Raw genomic sequence first — 22,574 nt, 5'->3', positions numbered from 1 at the left:
GGCGGCCTGCTAGAGTCGAAGCAGGCCCAACACGGATGTGCGGCATAGTTAAGGAAGCCTTATGCACTGTCAACCACCAGCAATCCTAAAGGTTTACAATTGGCTAAAAATAAAACAAACCTGCTTATTGTGTGATGAACGGGTAGATACGCGACTACCGCTCTGCGCCGAGTGTGACGCTGAGCTGCCGTGGCTCGGCCCCCATTGCCAGGTCTGCGCTCTGCCGCTGGCGGTCGATGGCCTGACATGCGGCAGTTGTCTGAAACGCCCGCCGCCATTCAGCCGTGTCGAAGCGCCCTGGCGTTATGGATTTCCGGTCGATGCGCTGATCAATCGCTTCAAACATCAGGCCCGCTGGCCCATCGGGCGCCTGCTGGGCGATCTGCTCGCGCGCCATCTTACTCACGCCTTCAACGAGGGCTTGCCAAGGCCCGACTTGTTGCTGCCGGTTCCTCTATCACCCAAGCGCCAGCGGCAACGCGGCTTCAACCAGGCGCAGTTGCTTGCCGAGGTGGCGAGTCACGCACTGCAGATTCCCCAACGCAGCGACTGGTTGCAGCGCAACGGCGATGCTCCCGCCCAGCAGAAACTCGATGCCGCCGCGCGACGCCGCAATCTGCGTGGTGCCTTTGCCCTGCGACTCACCGCCCAGCCTCGCGGCCTGCACTTGGCCTTGATCGACGATGTGCTGACCACCGGCGCAACGGCTCAGCAGCTGGCGCGCCTGCTGATGCGCGCGGGCGCTCTGCGGGTAGATGTGTACTGCCTGGCGCGCACGCCGGCTCCGGGCGACGATTGACGCCGCCTGGGAGCGTCACGCACAGTGGCCGACCGCCCTCATTCATCGCCTGCTGCCCATGCCCACCCTGTCCCTGCTCGCCCAACACGTTACCCGCCGCCCGCAGCGCATGGCCCTGCTCGAGCAGATCGCCGAACAGGGCTCGATCACCCGCGCCGCCAAGGCCGCCGGCATGAGCTACAAGGCTGCCTGGGACGCCATCGATGAGCTGAACAACCTGGCCGACCAGCCTCTGGTGACTCGCAGCGTGGGCGGCAAGGGAGGCGGTGGCGCACGCCTGACACCGAGCGGAGAACGCCTGCTGCACCTGCACCAACGCCTGCAGGCGATCCAGACCGAGGTGCTGCAGGCCGCCGACGATGACGCCGACCTGCAGCTGCTGGGCCGTCTGATGCTGCGCACCAGTGCGCGTAACCAGCTCAGCGGCCGGGTGCGTGCGATCCAGCCACAGGGCGGTAATGACCTGATCGACATCGAACTGCCCGGCGAAGTGGCGATCCAGGCGCAGATCACCCGCAGCAGCACCGCCCACCTGCAACTGCAGCCAGGCGTGGCGCTGCTGGTGCTGATCAAGGCTGGCTGGCTACAGCTCAGCGCGGTCAGCGAGGAGCACGACCCGGCGCTCAACGCCCTGCTCGGGCATATCGAACAGATTCAGGTCGAGGCCGACGGCCCCAGCGAAGTGCGCATCGGCCTGCCCAACGGGCAGACGCTGTGCGCCCAGGCGCCTGCCGAGCAGCTTAGCGACCTGGGCCTGGTGGTTGGCAGCCCGGTACGCGCGCAGTTCGCCGCCTCTCAGGTACTGCTCGGCACTCAGGTCTAGGGCGAATAGTGCCCGTGCAGGCCGCGCCGAGGCGTTACACTCTGCGGCCAACCGCAGGAGCCGCCCATGACCCATCCCTTCGCCGCCCTCACCCCCGATCTGGTTCTGGATGCCGTCGAGAGTCTGGGCTACCTCAGCGATGCCCGTGTATTGGCCCTGAACAGCTACGAAAACCGTGTTTATCAAGTGGGCATCGAGGCCGAAACGCCGCTGATCGCCAAGTTCTACCGGCCGGATCGCTGGACGGACGAAGCGATTCGCGAAGAGCACAGCTTCACCGCCGAACTGGCCGAACGCGAAGTGCCGGTGGTGGCGCCGCTGCAGCGTGACGGCGAAACCCTGTTCGCGCACGCCGGCTTTCGCTTTGCACTGTTTCCGCGCCGCGGTGGGCGCGCGCCAGAGCCGGGCAACCTGGATCAGCTATATCGCCTAGGCCAACTGCTTGGCCGCCTGCACGCGGTCGGCGCGATGCGCCCCTTCAAGCACCGCGAATTGCTGCGGGTCGACAACTTCGGTCACGCCTCGCTGGCCACCCTGCTGGACGGCAACTTCATTCCCAAAAGCCTGCTGCCGGCCTACGAATCGGTGGCTCGCGACCTGCTGGCGCGTCTGGACAAACTGTTCGCGGCAAATCCGGTCAAGGCGATTCGTCTGCACGGCGACTGTCACCCCGGCAACCTGCTGTGCCGTGACGAGACCTTCCACATGGTCGACCTGGACGACTGCCGCATGGGCCCGGCCATTCAGGACCTGTGGATGATGCTGGCGGGGGAGCGCCACGAGCGCCTCGGGCAGATCGCCGAACTGGTCGACGGCTATCAGGAATTCCACGATTTCGATCCCCGTGAACTGCCGCTGATCGAAGGTTTACGCTCCCTGCGCCTGATGCATTACAGCGCCTGGCTGGCGCGCCGCTGGGACGACCCGGCATTCCCCCAGAGCTTTCCCTGGTTCGGCAGCGAGCGCTACTGGGGCGAGCAGATCCTGATGCTGCGCGAGCAGATCGCGGCGCTGGATGAAGAGCCGCTGAAGCTGTTCTGAAACTCACGGATTCGGCAAGAAAAAGCTGAACGCGCAGACAACTGCGCACTAGAATGATGCGCTTTCCCCACTGCCTCGATAAGGACTTACATGGCCACCGCAGATTTGCGCCGCGGCTACATCCTGGGCCTTTCCGCCTACGTCATCTGGGGCCTGTTCCCGATGTACTTCAAGGCGATCCAGGCCGTTCCCTCGCTGGAAATCATCGTTCATCGCGCCATCTGGTCGGCGCTGTTCGGCGCCTTGCTGCTGCTCGTCTGGAAGCACCCGGGCTGGCTGCGCGAACTGATCGACCACCCCAAGCGCTTCGCGGTGCTGGCCCTGAGCGGCTCGCTGATCGCCGGCAACTGGCTGATCTACGTCTGGGCGGTGAACAACGGGCGCATGCTCGAGGCGAGCCTGGGTTACTACATCAACCCGCTGGTCAACGTGCTGCTCGGCATGCTGATTCTTGGCGAACGGCTGCGGCGCTTGCAGTGGGTCGCGGTGGCGCTGGCGGCGATTGGCGTCGGCCAACAGGTGTGGCAGGTGGGCAGCCTGCCTTGGGTGTCGCTGGCCCTGGCGTTGAGCTTCGCGACCTACGGGCTGATCCGCAAGAAAGCGCCAGTCGCCGCGCTGCCGGGGCTGGTGGTGGAAACCTGGATTTTGTTGCCGCTGGCCATCGGCTGGATTGTCTTCCACCCAGACGCGATGAGCAGTCAGCCGGCGTTCTGGACTACGAGTGAGGCGCTGTGGCTGATGGCCGCCGGCCCGGTCACTCTGATTCCGCTGGTGTGTTTCAACGCCGCTGCGCGGCATCTGCCCTTCGCCACCCTGGGCTTTTTGCAATACGTGGCACCGACTCTGGTGCTGCTGCTGGCGGTGTTCGTTTTCGACGAGCATTTCGACCCAGCGAAACTCATCTCCTTTCTGCTTATCTGGGCGGGGCTGGCGGTATACAGCGTCGACGCCTGGCGAACCCTGCGCAAGCGCCCGGCAACCGTTTGAAAGCAAAGGCCGCTGATTCAGCGGCCTTGTCGTTTCTGGCGAACAGGTTCAGTCCCTTAGTCTTCCATGCGCAGCTTGAGCTCCACCATCAGGTCATCCGCCAGGCTTTCCAGCGAGGTCTGCAGGGTGCTTAGCGGCAAGCCTTCCGGTACCGCCAGGGTCGCCTGGGCGTGGAACAGCGGCTCGCCGCTCATGGGTGCGGGCGTCACTTCGGTCACCAGGTTTTCCAGGTTGACGCCATTGGCGGCCAGCAGCCGGGTGATGTCGCGCACGATCCCGGCGCGGTCGTTGCCCAACAGATCAAGGTGAATGGACTTCCAGGTGCAGTCCGGCTCTGCGCCGGCCGAGGCGAGCTGCACGCGAATGCCCTGGGCGCTGAGCTCGCCCAGCGCCTCCATCAGCGCGCCATGGGAGGCGGCCGGAACATCGACGCGCAGGATGCCGGCGAACTGCCCGGCCATGCGCGACATACGGCTCTCCAGCCAGTTGCCACCGTGCTTGGCCACGCACTGGGCAACGCGCTCGACCAGGCCGGGCTGGTCCTGGGCGATAACGGTGAGTATCAGGTGATCCATGCTCATGTCCTCGTCGTGGGCGCTCAATTCAGGTCGAGCCAATAGGTCAGGTAAACCTCATCCCGAACATAGCCGAGACGTTCATAGAGAGACTGCGCCGCCAGGTTGGTTCGCGCCGTTTCCAGCTGCAAGCCGCAGGCGCCGGTAGCCAGCGCATGCTGCCTGGCAGCCTCGAGCAGTTGCTCACCGATGCCCTGGCGCCGCGCGTGATCGGCGACGTACAGGTCGCTGAGCAGCAGGCTCGGGCGCAGCGCCAGTGATGCATAAAGCGGATAGAGCTGCACGAAGCCCTGGGCCGCGCCCTCTTCGCTGCGGGCGATCAAGATCGTCGAGTCGCTGCGCTCCAGCCGCGCCGAGAGAAAATCGCGCACCTCCCGGGTGCTTTTGTCGACCTTGTAAAAGGTCAGATAGGCCGCGAACAGCGGCACCAGGTCATCGAGATCAGCAGTGGTCGCAGCGCGTGTCGGCATGTTGGCGTCCTCACAGGTGGTCTGCAGTATAGGCAGCGGTGCGCCAATCAGCTTCCTGGCAAGAATACGACCAAGGTCGCGGCGATCATTTCCGGACTGTTTTTCCCAATTCGTTCATGTAGTATCAGCCAAACCCCACTACATGAACCCAAACCCAGTCCTGCTGGTTGTGGAAAACCCCGCTCACGAAGCACCTCCAGACACGCCGCAACGCGGGCAGCCGTCGACCACGGCCCCAAGGCGATCGGTCTGCGCAGCATCGAGGGTTCCCGCCGTTACACAGGCTAAGCGAAGCAGAGAGGCGAGAGATGACTGAGCGTATTCGAGTCGGTGGCCTGCAGGTCGCCAAGGTGCTGTTCGATTTCATCAACAACGAAGCCATTCCCGGCAGCGGCGTGACCGCCGAGGCATTCTGGGCCGGCGCCGATGCCGTGTTCCGTGACCTGACGCCAAAGAACCGCGCGCTGCTCGACAAGCGCGATCAGCTGCAGGCGCAGATCGACGGCTGGCACCGCGAACGGGCCGGCAAGCCCCACGACGCGGCGGCCTACAAAACCTTCCTGCAGCAGATCGGCTACCTGCAGCCGCAGCCTGAGCACGTGCAGGTCAGCACCGAGAACGTCGACGACGAGATCGCACGCATGGCCGGCCCGCAGTTGGTGGTGCCGGTGATGAACGCGCGCTTCGCGCTCAACGCCAGCAACGCCCGCTGGGGCTCGCTGTACGACGCGCTGTACGGCACCGATGCGATCAGCGAGGAAGGCGGCGCCGAAAAGGGCAAGGGCTACAACCGCGTTCGCGGCGACAAGGTGATCGCCGCCGCGCGCGCCTTCCTCGATGAAAGCGCGCCGCTGGCCACCGGCTCCCACGCCGAGGTCACCGGTTACCGCATCGAAGGTGACAAACTGCTGGTTACCCTGGCCAATGGGGACATCAGCGGCCTGCGCGACGCCGATCAACTGGTCGGTTACCAGGGCGAGGCCGCCGCGCCCATCGCCGTCCTGCTCAAGCACAACGGCCTGCATTTCGAGATCCAGATCGACGCCGCCAGCCCGATCGGCAGCACCGACGTCGCTGGCGTGAAGGACGTGCTGATGGAATCGGCGCTGACCACCATCATGGACTGCGAAGACTCGGTGGCGGCGGTGGATGCCGACGACAAGACCCTGGTCTACCGCAACTGGCTGGGCCTGATGAAGGGCGACCTCAGCGAAGAAGTCAGCAAGGGCGGCAGCACCTTCACCCGTACCATGAACCCGGATCGCGTCTACACCCGACCGAACGGCGGCGAGTTGACCCTGCACGGGCGCAGCCTGCTGTTCGTGCGCAACGTCGGCCACCTGATGACCAACCCGGCGGTGCTCGACGCCAGCGGCAACGAGCTGCCCGAAGGCATCCTCGATGCGCTGTGCACCAGCCTCGCCGCGCTGCACAACCTCAACGGCAACAATAGCCGCGCCAACAGCCGCACCGGCTCGGTGTACATCGTCAAACCGAAGATGCACGGCCCTGAAGAAGTGGCGTTCACCAGCGAACTGTTCGGCCGTGTCGAGCAGGTGCTGGGCCTGGCGCGCAACACGCTCAAGGTCGGCATCATGGATGAAGAACGGCGCACCACCGTCAACCTCAAGGCCTGTATCGCCGCGGCCAGCGAGCGTGTGGTGTTCATCAACACCGGTTTCCTCGACCGCACCGGCGACGAAATCCATACCTCCATGGAAGCCGGCGCCATGGTGCGCAAGGCCGCCATGAAGAGCGAGAAGTGGATCAGCGCCTACGAGAACAACAACGTCGACGTCGGCCTGGCCAGCGGCCTGCAGGGCCGTGCGCAGATCGGCAAGGGCATGTGGGCGATGCCCGACCTGATGGCCGCCATGCTAGAACAGAAGATCAGCCATCCGCTGGCCGGTGCCAACACCGCCTGGGTGCCCTCGCCGACCGCCGCCACCCTGCACGCGCTGCACTATCACAAGGTCGACGTGTTCGCCCGCCAGGCCGAGCTGACCAAACGCGCCCCGGCCTCGCTGGATGAAATCCTCAGCATTCCGCTGGCGCCAGACACCAACTGGAGCGACGAGGAAATCCGCAACGAGCTGGACAACAACGCCCAGGGCATCCTCGGCTACGTGGTGCGCTGGATCGACCAGGGCGTCGGCTGCTCCAAGGTGCCGGACATCAATGACATCGGCCTGATGGAAGATCGCGCCACCCTGCGCATCTCCAGCCAGCTGCTGGCCAACTGGCTGCGCCACGGCGTAGTCAGCGAGGCGCAGGTGCTGGAGAGCCTCAAGCGCATGGCGCCGGTGGTGGACCGGCAGAATGCCGGCGATGCGCTGTACCGCCCGATGGCACCGGACTTCGACGCCAACATCGCCTTCCAGGCGGCCGTGGAGCTGGTGCTCGAAGGCACCAAACAGCCCAACGGCTACACCGAACCGGTGCTGCATCGCCGTCGTCGGGAACTGAAGGCCAGCCTGGCGCGCTAAGCGTCAACGCAAAAAAGAAAACCGCCGAGAGGCGGTTTTCTTTTATTCGCAGATTGGTTGGTGGATTACGGCGCCACGAACGCCGTAACACGCCTCAACGGCGAAGCGGCGCCTGCACCCGCCCTACGATTCGAAGAGACCACGCACACCCCGTAGGGTGGGTAAACGACGCATGGCAGATTACGTCCTGACACCGCTGCTCCCTGCGCGTCGCGTAACCCACCAAGCGATCTCACCCCAGACACGATCAAGCCGCCGGCTGCACCGCCACCCGCCGCTGCTGCCAGCGGTAGACGGAGAAGCGTTTGGGCATTTCGTACAGCCAGTTAATGCCCAGCGCCTCGAGAATCTTCGCGGCAATCACTGGCAGCAGCACGCCGGCCAGGCAGCCGACGACGATATGCACGGTGTCGTCGTTGATGCCCAGGAACTTGTTGAGGATCACCCGCGCGCCGCTGCCAGCCAGGATGTGCATCAGGAAGATCGGCATCGACAGCGCGCCCAGGGTCAGCATCCAGCCCACCGGCCGGCGCGCCAGCACCATGCACAGGCTGACGGTGAACAGGATGCCGATGAAGGCCACCACCAGCGACGCCGCGCCGCGGTCGATATAGGTCAGCCCCAGCACGCCGTGGAACACATACTGCGCCACCACGAAGGCCAGACCACTGCCCAGGGCCACGGCCGAAGCACGAGATTCGATGCTGCCACGCACCTGGTTAAACCAGATGCCCAGAGCGAAGAACACGAAATTCTGTGCCAGGAATATCAGCACCCCGACACGTGGCGCCCACTGCTGCAGCAGGTAGAACAGCGCACTGAGCACCAGCAGCGGCAGGAAGGCCCGCGTCGAGAAACGGCGGTACAGCAGAATCGCCAGGCAGAACGCGGCGAATAGCGCGTACAGGAACCAGAACTGCGCCCGTGGCGACCAAAGCAACGTCAGCACCTCGCCCATGCTGACGCCGCCGTTGGTGTAGCGCGACAGCATCGCCTCGATGGTGCCCTGCAGCAGGGACCAGAGCACGAACGGATAGAAGATGGTATCGATCTTGTTGCAGAACAGGCCGACACCGCCGCGGTTGTTCAGCGAATGCCAAAAGAACAACCCGGACAGAAAGAAGAACAGCGGCATGTGGAAGGTGTAGATGATGCTGTCCACCAGCCAGTGGAAATCCACGTTCTCGGTGATGATGCCGCCGTTGAGCAAGCCCCGCACCACATGGCCATAGACCACCAGGAGGATGCCGATGGCCTTGGCGTAATCCACCCATAAATTGCGGTTTTGCATGCGGGAATCCTTGAGATCGAGGTCAGCGCGAGGAGCGATGGCGGCGACCGGAGCGCCGCCACGCTGATCAGATCGTCAACCCGCGCTTCAGGTTCCCGGCCCGATGCTGGTGCAGTTGCCGCCGCCCAGGTACTTCTTCAGCACCGCCCATTGCGGACGGTCCACACCCTTGACCGGCTCGACGGACAGCTTGTTCTTGCCCCACGATGGCCCGGCTGCCCAGTAAGCGAACGGAATACAGTGCTTCTGCAGGTAGGCGAGCGTCTGATCCAGCGCCTTGAGGCCGCTTTCGTCCTCGGCCGGTACACCGAACTCGCCGATATGGCCCTTCTTGTTGTGCTCGATCAACCAGTTGACGAAGGGCTCCAGGCGTTTGACGCCGATCTGCGGATCCAGATCGGTGGCCAGGGCGGTCTTGTAGAGGCCGCTGGCATCCGGATCGATGTACATATGCGCCGAATAGATCAGCTTGTTGGCCGGGTCCTTCAGGTCGAGCAGGTTGTCGTTGAGCTTGGGCCAGCGCAATGCAGACGAATATTCGGCGCCTTCGACGTAGATATCGTTCTTCGAGTCGTGCTTGCGCACGCCGTTGATACCGGCCTGGGCCACCTGCGGCCAGTACTTGTTGGCCGCGCCGTGGGGCTCGTTCATCAGGTCGTAGGAATACACGGCCGGGTGGCTGCCCCAGCGCTTGGCGATGCGTTCCATGAGGTTCTGGTAGGCGGAAATCGGTACATCGTCAGTGCCAATTACCTTGCCGTAGTAGCGGCCATAGTTGTGCACGTCGAGCATCACCTCGATGCCGGCCTGCTGGGCTTCATCGAGGGTCTTGTCGATCAGCTTGGCGTAGGCCTCGTCGAACTCGCCATTGGCCTTGGGCTGCAGGCGCTCCCAGATGAAGGAGAAGCGCACCCAGCTGATGCCCTTCTGCTGCCACTTCTCGTAATAGCCTTTGGGCGGGAAGAAGAAGTTGGTGCCGTGCTTGCCGGGAAGCACCGAGCTGGCGAACCCTGCGCCCGCAACGTTGATGCCGATCAGCTCGACCGGCTTGGTTTGTGCGCTGGCGACGCCGCAACTGAGCAGGATGCTGGTGCCGAGCGCCACGGCGTGACGCAGAATGCTGCCACTCATAGGTGAGGTCTCCTCTGTGCCTGGATGGGATGACTGCCTGAAAAACGCGTCTCAGACACATCAGGACGCCAATAGAGGTGAGAGGTTCACCGCAGGCCGGCATATTCATCCGCCAATCGCCTGGCCTAGACTTACGTCTTATGTCGATTCCAGGCCTGGCTCGCCACCATGCCGCTACAAGAACAAAAGGAACGCGCGCAATGAAACCAGCCGACGATTTCGTCCAGGCCGGCAAGACAGCGGTACGCCAGAACGTCCATGGCACCATGGAGTTTCTGCAGAAATTCCCGCCCTTCAACCAGATGGATGCGGCCCACCTCGCCTACCTGGTCGAGCACTGCCAGCTGCGCTTCTATGGCGAAGACGAGGTGATCATTCACCCCGATGACGGCCCGGTGCAGTACTTCTACATCGTCAAGCAGGGCCGCGTGCACGGCCAACGTCCGCACTCGGCGCGGCGTGGCACCGAGACCACCTTCGAGATCACCAGCGGCGAGTGCTTCCCAATGGCCGCGCTGATTGGCGAGCGCGCCACCCGCACCGCGCACCTGGCCGCCGAAGACACCTTCTGCCTGCTGCTCGACAAGGCCGCCTTCGCCCGCCTGTTCGCCCAGTCCACGCCGCTTCGCGACTTCGCCCTGCGCGGCGTCAGCAGCCTGCTCGATCAGGTCAACCAGCAGGTGCAGATGCGCGCCGTGGAAACTCTCGGCTCGCAGTATTCGCTCGACACCCGCCTGGGCGAGCTGGCCATGCGCCAACCGATTTCCTGCGCCCCCGAATTGCCCCTGCGTGACGCGGTACGGCAGATGCACGAACAGCAGGTCGGCAGCATCGTCATCGTCGATGCCGGCCTGCGTCCGCAGGGCATCTTCACCCTGCGCGACCTGCGCCGCGCGGTGGCCGACGGCAGCTCACTCGACCAGCCGATCAGTGGCCTGATGACCCAGGCGCCCTTTCACCTGCCGCCGAGCGCCAGCGCCTTCGACGCTGCCATCGCCATGACCGAGCGGCATATCGCCCACGTCTGCCTGGTGGACCAGGGCAAGCTGTGCGGCGTGGTTTCCGAACGCGACCTGTTCTCCCTGCAGCGCGTCGACCTGGTGCACCTGGCGCGCACCATTCGCCACGCCGGCCGGGTGGAAACCCTGGCCGCGCTGCGTGAAGACATACGCCAGCTAGTTGATCGCATGCTCGCCCATGGCGCCAGCTCCAGCCAGATCACCCATATCGTCACCCTGCTCAACGATCACATGGTCTGCCGGGTCATCGAGCTGACCATCGAGGACCTGGGCGACCCCGGCGTGCCCTTCACCTGGCTGTGCTTCGGCAGCGAGGGCCGCCGCGAACAGACCCTGCACACCGATCAGGACAACGGCATTCTTTTCGAAGCCAGCGATAACGTCGAAGCCGCCCAGCTGCGCGGCCGACTGCTGCCGCTGGCCATGGAGATCAACGGGCGCCTGGCGCGCTGCGGCTTCACCCTTTGCAAAGGCGACATCATGGCCGGCAACCCGCAGCTGTGCCTGTCGCGTCAGGAATGGTCGCGGCGCTTCGCCGGCTTCATCCGCGAAGCGACGCCGGAAAACCTGCTGGCCTCGACCATCTACTTCGACCTGCGCACCGTATGGGGCGATGCCAGTGGTTGCGAAACCCTGCGTGACGAGCTGCTCGGGCAGATCGCCGACAACCGCCTGTTCCAGCGCATGATGGCCGAGAACGCCCTACGCCAGCGCCCGCCGGTGGGCCGCTTCCGAGACTTTGTGGTGGCCAGGCGCGGCGCCGAGAAGGACACCCTGGATCTCAAATCCCAGGGCCTCACGCCCTTCGTCGACGGCGCGCGCCTGCTCGCCCTGGCCAACGGCATCAAGGCCTGCAACACCCAGCAGCGGCTACGTGAACTGAGCGAGCGCGGGATCATCGACAAGCTGGATGGCGCCGCCTATGAAGAGGCCTACCACTTCATCCAGCAAACGCGCCTGCAGCAGCACCAGCTGCAGGCACGCCAGGCCCAGCCGTACTCCAATCGCCTCGACCCGGACAGCCTCAACCACCTGGACCGGCGCATCCTGCGCGAATCCTTCCGTCAGGCCCAGCGTCTGCAAACCAGCCTGGGGTTACGTTACCAACTATGAATGCCTTTTCCTGGCTGACCCGCCGCCGCAGCGCCCTGCCCGCCGACCAGCAACGCCGCTGCGCCGCCCTGCCCGTCCCACGCGCGGCGGACGACACACCGCTCGCCGGGCAACGCCTGGTGGTGCTCGACCTGGAAACCAGCGGCCTGGACACCAGGCGCGACGAGGTGCTGTCGATTGGCGCCGTAGTCATAGACAACGGCGCCATCCAGCTCGGTGAACAGTTCGAGTGCACTCTGCACCGCGACGGCCACACCGTCAGCGCCAGCGTGCTGATCCACGGCCTGGCGCCCAGCGACATCGCCGCGGGCATCGAGCCGGCCCAAGCGCTGCTGGCGTTCATGGAGTTTCTCGGCGACAGCCCGCTGCTGGCCTTTCACGCCGGCTTCGACCAGCGCATGCTGGCCCGCGCCCTCAAGGACACCCTCAACCTGCGCCTGCGCCACCCTTTCTATGACGTCGCCGAGCTGGCACCCATGCTCTGCCCACAGGCCGAGATCCGCAACGGCGGCCTGGACGACTGGACCGCGCACTTCGGCCTGCAGGTCGGCCAGCGCCACCACGCCAGCGCCGACGCCCTGGTGACCGCCGAACTGGCACTGATCCTGTTCAGCCGCGCGCGCAAGCAACAGGCCGACAGCCTCAAGGCACTGGAGCAACGGCTGAAGAGCTGGCGGCAGCGGTTGCAGGGGCCTTCGCTCTAGGCGCAAAACGTCCCGGATTACGCCTGCGGCTAACCCGGGCTACGGGAGCGTTAACCGTCCGTAGCCTGCGGTTGAGCGCAGTGATACCCAAGAAGGGCGACGCCGAACTAGAGGTCACGCATCAGCAGCGCAAAGCGCAGATCCACCTCGGGTGGCACCGGCAGGTACACCACATGCCCATCGCCGGGCGCCACGCTGATCGACTCACCTGCGCGGTTCTCAAGGTGCTCCAGGGTAAAGCGCAAATTGCCCTCCGGTGTCATCAATTCCATGCCGACGCCCACCGTGAAGCGGTTCTTCACCCGCACTTCGGCCAACTCGCCACGGCGTTCGCCGCTCAGTTCGCCGACGAACTGCTGGCGATCGGAGACCGAGCTGCCATGCGCATAATTCTGATACTCGTCATGCACGTGGCGGCGCAGGAAGCCTTCGGTGTAGCCGCGATTGGCGAGCGACTCCAGGCTGGCCATCAGGCCGCGGTCGAACGGCCGCCCCGCCACCGCATCGTCGATGGCCTGGCGATACACCTGAGCGGTGCGAGCGCAGTAGTAATGGCTCTTGGTGCGCCCTTCGATCTTCAACGAATGCACACCCATGTTCACCAGCCGCTCTACGTGCTGCACGGCGCGCAGGTCCCGGGAGTTCATGATGTAGGTACCGTGCTCGTCCTCGAACACCGGCATCTGCTGTTCGCCATCCTCGAGCACGAACACCTGCTCGCTCGGCGCGCCGATACCCAGCGTTGGCTCGACCACCCGGACGACCTCGCCGAGTTCGTTCTCGCCCGCCGCCTTGAGGTCGTACTGCCAGCGGCAGGCATTGGTGCAGGCGCCCTGGTTGGGGTCGCGGCGGTTGAGGTAGCCGGACAACAGGCAACGCCCCGAGTAGGCCATGCACAGGGCGCCGTGGACGAACACTTCCAACTCGATCTCCGGCACCTGGGTGCGGATTTCCTCGATCTCGCCGAGCGACAGCTCCCGCGACAGGATCACCCGCTCCAGCCCCTGCCCCTGCCAGAACGCCACGCTGGCCCAGTTCACCGCATTGGCCTGCACCGAGAGGTGGATGGGCGTCTGTGGATAACGACCACGCACCAGCATGATCAGCCCCGGGTCGGACATGATCAGCGCATCCGGCGCCATGTCGATCACCGGCTGCAGGTCGTCAAGAAAGGTCTTCAGCTTGGCGTTGTGCGGCGCGATGTTGACCACCACGTAGAAGCGCTTGCCCAGCACATGGGCCTCGCGAATGCCCTGGGCCAGGTTGGCGTGGTCGAACTCGTTGTTGCGCACCCGCAGGCTGTAGCGGGGCTGTCCCGCGTACACCGCATCGGCGCCGTAGGCGAAGGCGTAGCGCATGTTCTTCAGGCTGCCGGCCGGTGATAGCAGTTCGGGGCGAAACGGTTGGCTAGACATGGTGCAACGAACTCGCGGAAAAACAGGGCCGGTGATTCTAGAGAGGCCGGCCCGCCCAACCATTGATCCAGGTCTATGGCGGCGCGTGTACGGCCTGCCGTGCGGATCGGCGGCCCTCGCCGCCTGGCCAGCGTACGGGAAACAGCCCGGCGATGCTGCGAGCCAGCTGTTGCCGCGCCACACGCTCCTCGCGTAACCCAAGCCGCCCACTCATCGCCGGTACCACAGGCGAAAGAGCCCCATCGCGAACAACAGGGCGATCTGCGCCATGGCCACGCACAGTTGCAGGAACGACTGCACCGAGTGATTGGCGGCGGCATCGGCCACACCGGTCAGGCCGTTCCAGAACGCCTCCGGCAGCAGCTGCAGGCTCAGGGTGGCGACCGGCCAGCCGCTGAGCATAAGCGCCTCGATCCAATCGAAGCGGCCGACGAACATCATGCCGATCAGCAGTACACCGGCGATGCACAGGCCGAGGGCGAAGCAGGCGGAAAATTGCACCAAGACTCGCATGGCGATCTCCAAGGGGCGTGCACTGTGGCACGCCCCGGCAAAGGGTCAGGAAGTGAAAGTGTCGCTGGTGGCCGGGCGGCCGACGCCGTACCAGTCGAGTTTGCGGGTCAGCACCATCACGCATCCCAGCACGCCGAACACCAGAAGCGAGCCCATCAGCAGGGCGTAGTCCTCGGCGCTGAGCAGGCCGTAGAGCAGCCCATATAGCGCGGCCAGCAAAGCGCCGAATGCCGCTCCACGCAGCCAGCTGCGCAGCACGCTGCTGACGTAGAAGGTGTTCAGCGCCACGCATGCCAGAGCGGACAGGCCGTAGGCGACAGCGAAGCCCAGGTGCTCGGAAAGCGACAGCAACAGCAGGTAGAACAGCGCCATGGACAGGCCGACCAGGGCGTACTGCACCGGGTGCACGGCCATGCGCTTGAGCACTTCGAACAGGAAGAACACGGCGAAGGTCAGGCTGATGAACAGCAGCGCGTATTTGATCGCCCGATCGGCCTTGAGGTACTGGTCCACAGGGTCGATGAGGCTCACGCCGAAGGCGCGGCTCTGCATCGCCCCGCAGGAGCCACTGACGCAACTGCTCAAGGCATCCTGCATATCGGTGGCGAAGAAGCTGGTCTGCCATTTGGCGGTGAAGCCCTGCTGCGTCACCTCACGCTGACTGGGCAAGAACTCGCCGATAAAGCTCGGATGCGGCCAGTCCGAGCGCAGGGTGACCTGGCTTTCGCGGCCCACCGGGGTGATGCTCAGTTGCTCGGTGCCCTGCAGCTTGAGGTCGAAGGCGAAGCTATAGGCCTGCTCGTTGCGGGTATCGCGAGGCGGCAGCGCCACGTGCACGCCGCTACCGAAGTTGTCGTCGCCGCTGCCCGGCTCGAAGCTCAGGCTGGCACCATTGAGCTGCAGCTTGAGATCGTTGCCGATGCCGCGCACATCGCTGATGCCAACGGCGATAAAGGGCTCGCCGAACCAGTAGGCGTCGACATCGCTGATGCCGTAGTTGGCCGGCACCGCAAACTCGCCGCTGACCTGGCTATCGCTGTGGTACAGACGCGCCTGGTAGATGCCGCGATAGCGCAGCTCGGTACGCACGTCGCCATCGAGGGCGAAACGCTCGGGCAGAAAGTACAGACGGCCCTGCTCGATGGACTCTTCCTGATAACGCTCGTCGCTGTCCTTGCGGGTTTTCCAGGTCAGCACCTTCTTGCGGTACGGCACCACCATGATCGGCCCGGTGATCTGCTGGGCGTAGCTGGAGCTGCGGGCGATATCGCGCAGCACGTCGTCGCGCGCGCCCTGGCGCTCGCTGACCAGGCCGTCGATCAGCAACAGGGGAATCATCAACAACAGAATCAGCAGGGCGATGGCGCCCAGTTTGAACAGCAGACTTCGGTTCATGGCACAGCGCTCCGTGCAGTTGGGATGCGCGCAGTTTCGCCAGGCCAAGTGGAGCCAATATGGGCCGCAGGTGGAGTTTATGTGGGAATTGTGAGAAGCCCGGCAGGCGTCACCCGTCGGGCTGGATGGCTACGGGCGCAGCCATCGGTCATTCGCCGCGGATGTACTGCTCCAGATGCTGGATCAGGTTTTCCTGCTGGCTGATGATGTCCTTGACCAGGTCGCCGATGGACAGCAGGCCAACCAGCCGACCGTCATTGATCACCGGCAGGTGGCGCAGGCGCCCGGTGGTCATCAGCTCCATGCAGTGGCGGCTGTCTTCCTCGGGCGTCACGGTGATGACCTTGCTGGTCATGATCTCGCTGACCTTGAGGTTGGCCGGCGAGCGCTCCTGCACCGCCACCTTGCGCACGTAATCACGCTCGCTGACGATGCCCGCCAGGCGCTCGCCCTCGAGCACCACCAAGGCGCCGATGCCCTTCTCGGCCATCAGTTTCACCGCCGCGAACACGCTGCTGTCAGGGGTAACGCTGTATACGTTGGATATGGGCTTGCTCTTGAGCACGTCAGCCACGGTCTTTTTCATGCGCGTTCTTCCTGTCCCGGTAGATTGGCGAACGGCTTCAGAATAGCCAAAGTGCGGGCATCTGTACGCCCCCTGTTTGCGACAAGTCGCCGCCAGCATCGCCGAGGTCGCAGCCACGCCTCAGCGTGGGAAGCGCAAAGCGACCTGCACACCGCCCTCGACGTTGGCGATGCTCAGCGTCGCGTCATGCAACTGCGCCACTTCCTGCGCGAAGTTGAGCCCCAGGCCGGTACTCTTGCGGCCGGTGGTCGGCCGCGCAAGGGAGTAGAAGCGCTCGGTCAGGCGCGCCAGGGCGTAGTCGGGAATCGCCGGCCCCTGATTGAACAACCGTAGCTGCACCGCCTCGTCATCGGCTGCGCAATCGAAGCAGATCAGGCCGCCGGGCGGCGCGAAGTCCAGCGCGTTGTCGAGCAGGTTACTCAGCGCCTGGCGCAGCAGGAAACGTTCGCCGAGCACGATCTGCGAGGCGTCGACGCGGTTATCCACCCGCACCTGGCGCTGTTCGATACGCGCCATCTGGGCGTGCACCAGCTCGTCGATCATCGGCTGCAACGGCACGGCGACGCGTTCGTCGAGGCCCTGGCGCTGCTCGACCTGGGCCAGGTGCAGCAAGCGCTCGATCAGGTTCTGCAAGCGCTCGCCTTCTTCGCTGATATTGGCCACGAAGCGCTGACGCAGGGCTTCGGGCATCTCGCCTTCCAGCAGCTCGGCGGCGCCGCGGATCGCCGCCAGCGGGCTCTTCAGTTCATGGGTCAGGGTGTGCACGTAGCGCTCGACGTAGGCTTTGCCCTCCAGCTCGGTGCGCATGCGTTCCACCGCCTTTGCCAGCTGGCCGAGTTCGCCGCCGCGCACCTGGGGCAACTCGGCGCGCTGGCCCTCGCTGACCGCTTGTGCATAACGGGTCAAACGGCGCAGCGAGCCGCTCAGCCACCAGCTAAGCAACCCGCCGACCAGCAGGCCTAGGCCGATCAGCCCGGCGCCGAGCCAGCCGAGGCGGCGTTGCGAGCGCTCGATATAAGGCTGCAACGTGCGGTTGGGCTTGGCCACCGACACCACGCCGAGAATGCGCCCGTCATCGATGATCGGCGCTGCCACGTACATCACCGAGGAATCCGGGTCGTTCGGGTCTTCGCGGGTCGAGCGCACGCCGTAACGGCCACGCAGGGTCAGGTACACGTCGTTCCAACGCGAGTAATCCTGCCCGACCGCCAGACCGCTGGAGTCGAGCAACACGATACCGTTGGCGTCGGTAACGTAAATACGGTGGTTGACCTGATTCTTCGCCACCCCCCAGATCTGCGCGCCGGGCTGGCGTTGCCCGTAGGCCTTGAGCAGTTCGGGCAGCTGCCCCTGGGCGAGGCGGCCATCGCGTACATCCTCGCGCAGTAGCACCGCCAGCAGGTGCGCGGTATCGACCAGGGTTTCCTCGGTGGACTGGCGCACGCCGGGACGGATCTCGTCCATCACCGTACTCAGCACGAACCAGCCGGACAGCCCGACGAACAGGAAGTAAGCCAGAAAGATACGGACTCCGAGCGGCATCAGCAGGCCTCCTGAAGGCAGGGCATGGCGCTATTCAAGGCGCAGGCTGTAGCCCAGGCCACGGTGGGTCTGGATCGGCTCGGCCTGGGGTGCGACCTGGCGCAGCTTGGCGCGCAGGCTTTTGATGTGACTGTCGATGTTGCGCTCGTAGCCGGCATCGGCCGGCACGCCCAGGGCGTCGAGCAACTGCTCGCGGCTGAACACCCGCTCGGGCTGGCCGAGCAGGCACTGCAGCAACTGGAACTCGAGGCGGGTCAGGCTCAGGGGCTGGCCATGGTAGTCGATGCGCACGCGCTCGCTGTCGAGATGAAACGGGCCTTCATTGAGCTTGGCGAGCGCGGGTTCGCGGGGCGCCACGCGCTTGAGGATGGCCTTGACCCGCGCTGCCACCTCCCGCGGGCTGAAGGGCTTGACCACGTAATCGTCGGCGCCGATCTCCAGCCCCACAACGCGGTCGATCTCGTCGTTGCGCGCGGTCAGGAACATCACCGGCACTTCGGAAAAACGCCGCAGCCGCTTGCAGGCTTCGAAGCCACTGATATCGGGCAGGCCGACGTCAAGAATCACCAGATCACAGGTTTCACGCTCCAGCAGCGCCAATGCCTCACCGCCTAACGTCGTCCAGCGCGTAGCGAAACCCTCGGCCCGCAGAGCGTAAACCAGGGTATCGGCGATTGCGGCTTCATCTTCGACGATCAGGATGGTCGCCATGGTTGGCATCCTTGCGGCACGTGGGTTGCGGAGCCTGCGCGAGGCAGTTGTCAGCGTCAATAGCACGAGGCGTCACCACTCATACACAAATCAGGTGGATCATTCTGTGGATAAGCTTGGAGCGAAGCGCTGAACGCCACTGAAAACGCGCCTTCCAGCCAATCGATCATTATTTGACCAGAACTTTATTCACAGATGAAAACGTGCCAAACCGCTGTTACTAAAGAAATTTTGTCAAGACTCGTGAGTACGCCAGCATACTGGGGACAATACACAACTTGAGTGGAACACTTTGTGGATAACCTTTGCATGGCCGGCTACAGGCCATGACAAACGGGCCCTCCAGCGCACTGATCATTTACTGAGCAATGACCAGAGCTGATAAAAATATTCGCGCTTTAAACGAATAGGCGTTGTCATCCACAAAAAATCTTCTTCAGGGCGGTTCGCTATACACAATAGCCGTGGAAGATTCTGTGGATAAGCCTGGTATCGAACCATAGAGGCCACGCCATATGCGGCATTCGGACGCCTGGTCAGTTATTGATCAGATCCATCCACATGCGTCCCAACCTACTGTATTGCTTGACTTTATTGACTTAATCAGGCCCTGAGTTCGGGCGCAGCAGCAAACGAGCATTCATGCACAATGGCCGTGCATGGGCCTGTGGACAACCTGGAGATCATCCCCTGCAGGCCAATGGAATCGCGGCCTGCAAGAGATCGTTCACTTATTGATCAGCCGCTCATTCCACCCGGAAACGGCCGGTATTGCGCGACAGGGTTTCGCTGCCACGGCGCAGTTGTTCACTGGCGTCGCTGACCATGCGCGCGCCGTCGAGCAACTCGCTGGCCGCCTGATCGACCTGCTGGATATTGCCGCTCACTTCGTCAGCGGTCGCGGCCTGCTGCTCGGCAGCGGTGGCGATCTGTGCCAGGCGGTCGCTGACCCGTTGCACCGACTCGACGATACCGTCGAGATCCGCACTCATCGCCAGCACGTTACCCACATCGCCTTCGGCCTGGTGCATGGCCTGTTCCATTTCGGCGACGGACTGCCCCACCACCTTGTGCAGATCGCCAACGGTCTGGGCGATTTCCGCCGTGGAATTCTGGGTGCGCTGCGACAGGGAGCGCACCTCATCGGCGACCACCGCGAAGCCACGGCCCTGCTCGCCGGCACGCGCCGCTTCGATAGCCGCATTGAGTGCCAAGAGGTTGGTTTGCTCGGCAATGCCCTTGATGACGTCGACCACTCGGGTGATCTGCTCGGTCTGCTGGCGCAGCTTCTGCAGCGTCTGTGCGCTGCCGGCCAGGCGCTCGCTGAGCTCACGCATACTGGCACTGGTCTTGGCGCTGCGTTGATTGCTCTGGTTGGCGATCTCGCGGGTCTGCCCGGCTTCCTGGGCGGCCTGCTCGCAGCTCTGCGCCACGCTCAGGGCGGTGGCGGCCATCTGCGTAGCAGCGGTAGCGATCTGGCTCATCTGCGCCTGTTGCTGTTCGACCGCGCTCAGCGATCCCGCGGCCTGACTCCCCAGGCTACGCACGGTCTCATCGAGGCTATGCCCTTCGCGGCCGACGCCCTGCATGGAATCGCGCAACTGGGCGACCGCGGTATTCAGTGCGCTGGAGATCGCCGCCAGGTCATCGGCGCCGTGCACCTGCATACGTACCCGCAGATCACCGTCACGCAGGCCTTCAGCGGCCTGGATGATGCCGGCGGTACTGCGGCGAATGGAGGCGTGCAGGCACAACAGCAGGTACAAGGCGAGCAGGGTCAGCACGCCGAAGATCAGCGAAGTGCGAAGCATGTCCTGGCGAGCTGCACTCTGGTACCCGGAAATATTGCTGTTGAACTGCTCGAACACCGCCTGGCGCAAGGTCTGCACGTTCGCCTGCAAGGTCTGCACCTGCTCCACGAAGCGGGCTGGCTGCAGCACCATGGGGTTGGCCTCGAACATGTCGCGATCCACTTCGGCGAGGAACTGCTTGAGCCCCTTGTCGACCTGTTCATAGGCCTTTTCCAGGTTGCTCATGGTCGCAGGCGAGGCCTGCTGCAGGGCATTGCGCGACTTGGCCAGCTGCGCGCCGGTCTGTTCGAGAGCGCGACGAAGATCACGCACGGTCAGGCGGTTCTGCAAGGTGAAACGCTGAGCCACCAGCGGGTCGTAGCCCTGGCTGGCGAAGCTGCCAATACCATCGGCCAGGCGGGGCAGAATCAGCGTCATCTGCTCCATCATCAGGTAGGTATCGAGAAAGGGATCAAGTATCAGGCCGCTGTCGGTCGCGACCTGATCACGTAACACGGTCAGGGTCGAGAGTGTGCTCTGGTAACGCTCAAGAGCATCGGGCAGTCCCAATTTACCCAGCGCGGCCATGTCCAGCCCGGTGACCGACGCCTGCAATGCCTCGATTTGCCGGGCAGTATGCTCACTGGGCGTCAGCTTGATCTCGTCGTCGGCCTCGGCCAGCGTTTGGCCGAGCTTGCCGTTGCTCTCACGCAGCGGGGTTTCAGCTGGCTTGTCGTTGCTCTTCCAGCGCGCCAGCAACAGGCGCTGATCGTGCAGCTGCGCCTCGACTGCACCCAGGGCGTGAATGCCCTGCATGCCGTCTACCTCCATGGCGAGCACCTCGACACGCTCCTGGGCACCGCTCAGCATCACCCAGAGCGCATAGGCCATTGGCGCGACAAAAAGCACGAACAGCAGCTGAAACTTGCGGGCGAAACTGACACGTTCCAGAACGCGCACACCCGGCTTGAGCAATCCCCACATACCTCACCTCGAACAAGCACCCACACAACGTGGCAATCTGCTATTTCAAGGCAAGAATCACACCGCTACGCATGAAAAGGAAGCGCAGCGGTGGCAAATCAACAGCTAGGCTGCTCGGCGGTATAGCGATTGGATGGATCGATGGCCGCATCCAGCTTGCGGATGGCACTGGCGCCGATCAGCAGCGGGTAGTCGAAGTGGCTGCGGTCGGTGAGGTTGACCTCGATGGTACGCAGCTCCTCGCCCAGGCAGATGTCCATATTGACCACCGGGCGCGCGGAATAGGACGGTTTGGCAGAACTGCCCTCCTCGGCGCGATTCTTGATCTCGGTGACACGAGCCAGGGGCTTCTCGAAAACTTGATCGTCCGCATCTTCTACGGCCAGACGGAACCGCACCCAGTCCTCGCCATCACGCTTGAACTGCTCGATGTCACGGGCCGACAGCGAAGCGGTCATCGCGCCAGTGTCCATCTTGGCCTTGAGGGTCTGACCGAGCTGGGGAAGCTGAATGTACTCATAGCGACCGTAGAGAGTCGGCTGGTTGGCCATGGCAGGTAGTGTGATGGCAGCAGCCAGCAGGGCTAGAACGGTTTTCACGCCTTAACGTCCTCGTTTGAAATAGAGAACCTTGGGACTGGGGCAGGCGTGAATGGTTCTGGAAAACTGCCGGGGCGAAATTTTGCAAAATGGTGCGGGAATGCCGGAGTCGTCTCTGTGGGAGGGGCTTTAGCCGCGAGTGCTTTACGCCTAGCCAGGCACAATCGAGGCTAAAGCCTCTTGTATGGTGATACTCGAAGGGGTGGTGGGACGACAAAGCCAATTCTGACTGTTCGCAGCAGTACAGACGGTAGGAGACCTCGCCCCACCCCTTCACCAAAGCGCCGATAAAGAATGCATCGTTTGCAAGCGACGATAGGAGCAAGTCAGCGCCTCTTGGTGAACCCCTCCGAGCCTAAAAACCATAGCGTGGGAGCTCAACTGATGGCAATGCCAGCGAAGCCATTCATCATTGGTGTCGATGTCGCCAAAGTTGAACTGGTTAGTTATTGCGAGCAGACCGGTCAACATCACTCGTTTCGAAACACTCAGCCAGAGATTCGCAAGTGGTTGGCACTTCAACCGGCCAGTACGGCTATTTGTGTTGAGGCCACCAACATCTATCACCTGGATCTGGTTGAGATGGCTTACGAGAAAGGG

At 63.7% G+C, this 22,574-nt stretch carries 19 protein-coding genes and 1 pseudogene; 8 read left to right on the top strand and 12 right to left on the bottom strand.

Annotated features, from left to right (window positions below):
* Window positions 1-61 precede the first annotated feature (61 nt).
* The 4 genes from FB481_RS00100 to rarD all read left to right on the top strand — a co-directional run bounded on the left by FB481_RS00100 (window position 62) and on the right by rarD (window position 3,650).
* Window positions 62-799 (top strand): ComF family protein, encoded by a 738-nt coding sequence (locus FB481_RS00100; protein ID WP_167363076.1) that lies wholly within the window; start codon window positions 62-64, stop codon window positions 797-799.
* Window positions 800-857: 58 nt separating this feature from the next.
* Window positions 858-1,622, top strand: coding sequence for a TOBE domain-containing protein (locus tag FB481_RS00095; protein ID WP_093501190.1), 765 nt, complete (start codon window positions 858-860; stop codon window positions 1,620-1,622).
* 66 nt (window positions 1,623-1,688) lie between these two features.
* Window positions 1,689-2,663 carry a serine/threonine protein kinase gene (locus tag FB481_RS00090; RefSeq protein ID WP_147174720.1) on the top strand — a complete coding sequence of 325 codons (975 nt, stop codon included), beginning with the start codon at window positions 1,689-1,691 and terminating at the stop codon, window positions 2,661-2,663.
* A gap of 90 nt (window positions 2,664-2,753) precedes the next feature.
* A complete protein-coding gene (rarD, locus tag FB481_RS00085) occupies window positions 2,754-3,650 on the top strand; it encodes an EamA family transporter RarD (protein ID WP_093499985.1) in 897 nt (298 codons plus the stop codon).
* 56 nt (window positions 3,651-3,706) lie between these two features.
* Here the strand turns inward: rarD and FB481_RS00080 are convergent, their stop codons facing one another.
* Entirely contained in the window at window positions 3,707-4,225 is a 519-nt protein-coding gene (locus FB481_RS00080; protein WP_013792932.1) for a glycine cleavage system protein R, read from the bottom strand.
* 23 nt (window positions 4,226-4,248) lie between these two features.
* On the bottom strand, window positions 4,249-4,695 hold the full coding sequence (locus FB481_RS00075) for a GNAT family N-acetyltransferase (protein ID WP_093499988.1): 447 nt from the start codon (window positions 4,693-4,695) through the stop codon (window positions 4,249-4,251).
* Between the two features lie 308 nt (window positions 4,696-5,003).
* On the opposite strand from FB481_RS00075, the gene FB481_RS00070 reads away from it, so the two are divergent.
* The gene (locus FB481_RS00070; protein ID WP_147174719.1) at window positions 5,004-7,181 is read left to right on the top strand and encodes a malate synthase G; all 2,178 of its coding nucleotides are present in this window, start codon (window positions 5,004-5,006) and stop codon (window positions 7,179-7,181) included.
* 247 nt (window positions 7,182-7,428) lie between these two features.
* Here the strand turns inward: FB481_RS00070 and FB481_RS00065 are convergent, their stop codons facing one another.
* The gene (locus tag FB481_RS00065) at window positions 7,429-8,472 is read right to left on the bottom strand and encodes an acyltransferase (protein ID WP_147174718.1); all 1,044 of its coding nucleotides are present in this window, start codon (window positions 8,470-8,472) and stop codon (window positions 7,429-7,431) included.
* 87 nt (window positions 8,473-8,559) lie between these two features.
* Window positions 8,560-9,603, bottom strand: a complete 1,044-nt coding sequence (locus FB481_RS00060; RefSeq protein ID WP_147174717.1) for a glycoside hydrolase family 5 protein — start codon at window positions 9,601-9,603, stop codon at window positions 8,560-8,562.
* A gap of 200 nt (window positions 9,604-9,803) precedes the next feature.
* Here FB481_RS00060 and FB481_RS00055 point away from each other — a divergent pair, with 200 nt between their 5' ends.
* Window positions 9,804-11,735: a putative nucleotidyltransferase substrate binding domain-containing protein gene (locus tag FB481_RS00055; protein ID WP_147174716.1), complete on the top strand. Its 1,932-nt coding sequence runs from the start codon at window positions 9,804-9,806 to the stop codon at window positions 11,733-11,735.
* Window positions 11,732-12,439: a PolC-type DNA polymerase III gene (locus FB481_RS00050; protein ID WP_093499998.1), complete on the top strand. Its 708-nt coding sequence runs from the start codon at window positions 11,732-11,734 to the stop codon at window positions 12,437-12,439. The genes FB481_RS00055 and FB481_RS00050 overlap by 4 nt, the downstream gene beginning before the upstream one ends.
* Window positions 12,440-12,546: 107 nt before the next feature.
* On the opposite strand, the gene yegQ is transcribed toward FB481_RS00050, so the two are convergent.
* From yegQ to FB481_RS00010, 8 genes are all read right to left on the bottom strand, one after another.
* The gene (gene yegQ / locus FB481_RS00045; RefSeq protein ID WP_147174715.1) at window positions 12,547-13,854 is read right to left on the bottom strand and encodes a tRNA 5-hydroxyuridine modification protein YegQ; all 1,308 of its coding nucleotides are present in this window, start codon (window positions 13,852-13,854) and stop codon (window positions 12,547-12,549) included.
* A 210-nt stretch (window positions 13,855-14,064) separates the two neighbouring features.
* Window positions 14,065-14,367, bottom strand: coding sequence for a hypothetical protein (locus FB481_RS00040; RefSeq protein ID WP_093500003.1), 303 nt, complete (start codon window positions 14,365-14,367; stop codon window positions 14,065-14,067).
* Window positions 14,368-14,412: 45 nt separating this feature from the next.
* Window positions 14,413-15,762, bottom strand: coding sequence for a cell envelope integrity protein CreD (gene creD, locus FB481_RS00035; protein ID WP_093500005.1), 1,350 nt, complete (start codon window positions 15,760-15,762; stop codon window positions 14,413-14,415).
* A 148-nt stretch (window positions 15,763-15,910) separates the two neighbouring features.
* On the bottom strand, window positions 15,911-16,348 hold the full coding sequence (locus FB481_RS00030) for a CBS domain-containing protein (RefSeq protein WP_147174714.1): 438 nt from the start codon (window positions 16,346-16,348) through the stop codon (window positions 15,911-15,913).
* Between the two features lie 120 nt (window positions 16,349-16,468).
* On the bottom strand, window positions 16,469-17,890 hold the full coding sequence (gene creC, locus FB481_RS00025; protein ID WP_147174713.1) for a two-component system sensor histidine kinase CreC: 1,422 nt from the start codon (window positions 17,888-17,890) through the stop codon (window positions 16,469-16,471).
* Window positions 17,891-17,920: 30 nt separating this feature from the next.
* The gene (gene creB / locus FB481_RS00020; protein ID WP_147174712.1) at window positions 17,921-18,601 is read right to left on the bottom strand and encodes a two-component system response regulator CreB; all 681 of its coding nucleotides are present in this window, start codon (window positions 18,599-18,601) and stop codon (window positions 17,921-17,923) included.
* Between the two features lie 746 nt (window positions 18,602-19,347).
* Complete coding sequence (locus FB481_RS00015) at window positions 19,348-21,375, bottom strand: methyl-accepting chemotaxis protein (RefSeq protein ID WP_147174711.1); 2,028 nt, start codon at window positions 21,373-21,375, stop codon at window positions 19,348-19,350.
* A 98-nt stretch (window positions 21,376-21,473) separates the two neighbouring features.
* Window positions 21,474-21,974 (bottom strand): ATP-dependent zinc protease, encoded by a 501-nt coding sequence (locus FB481_RS00010; RefSeq protein ID WP_147174710.1) that lies wholly within the window; start codon window positions 21,972-21,974, stop codon window positions 21,474-21,476.
* Between the two features lie 294 nt (window positions 21,975-22,268).
* Between FB481_RS00010 and FB481_RS00005 the strand changes: the two are divergent.
* Window positions 22,269-22,574 (top strand): annotated as a pseudogene (locus tag FB481_RS00005) (hypothetical protein); the annotation flags it as partial.

Origin of the sequence: Pseudomonas sp. AG1028 (assembly GCF_007993955.1) — a bacterium.
Lineage (GTDB): Bacteria > Pseudomonadota > Gammaproteobacteria > Pseudomonadales > Pseudomonadaceae > Aquipseudomonas > Aquipseudomonas straminea.
Note: the sequence above shows the minus strand (reverse complement) of the source record. Positions and strands in the feature narration are given on the sequence as shown.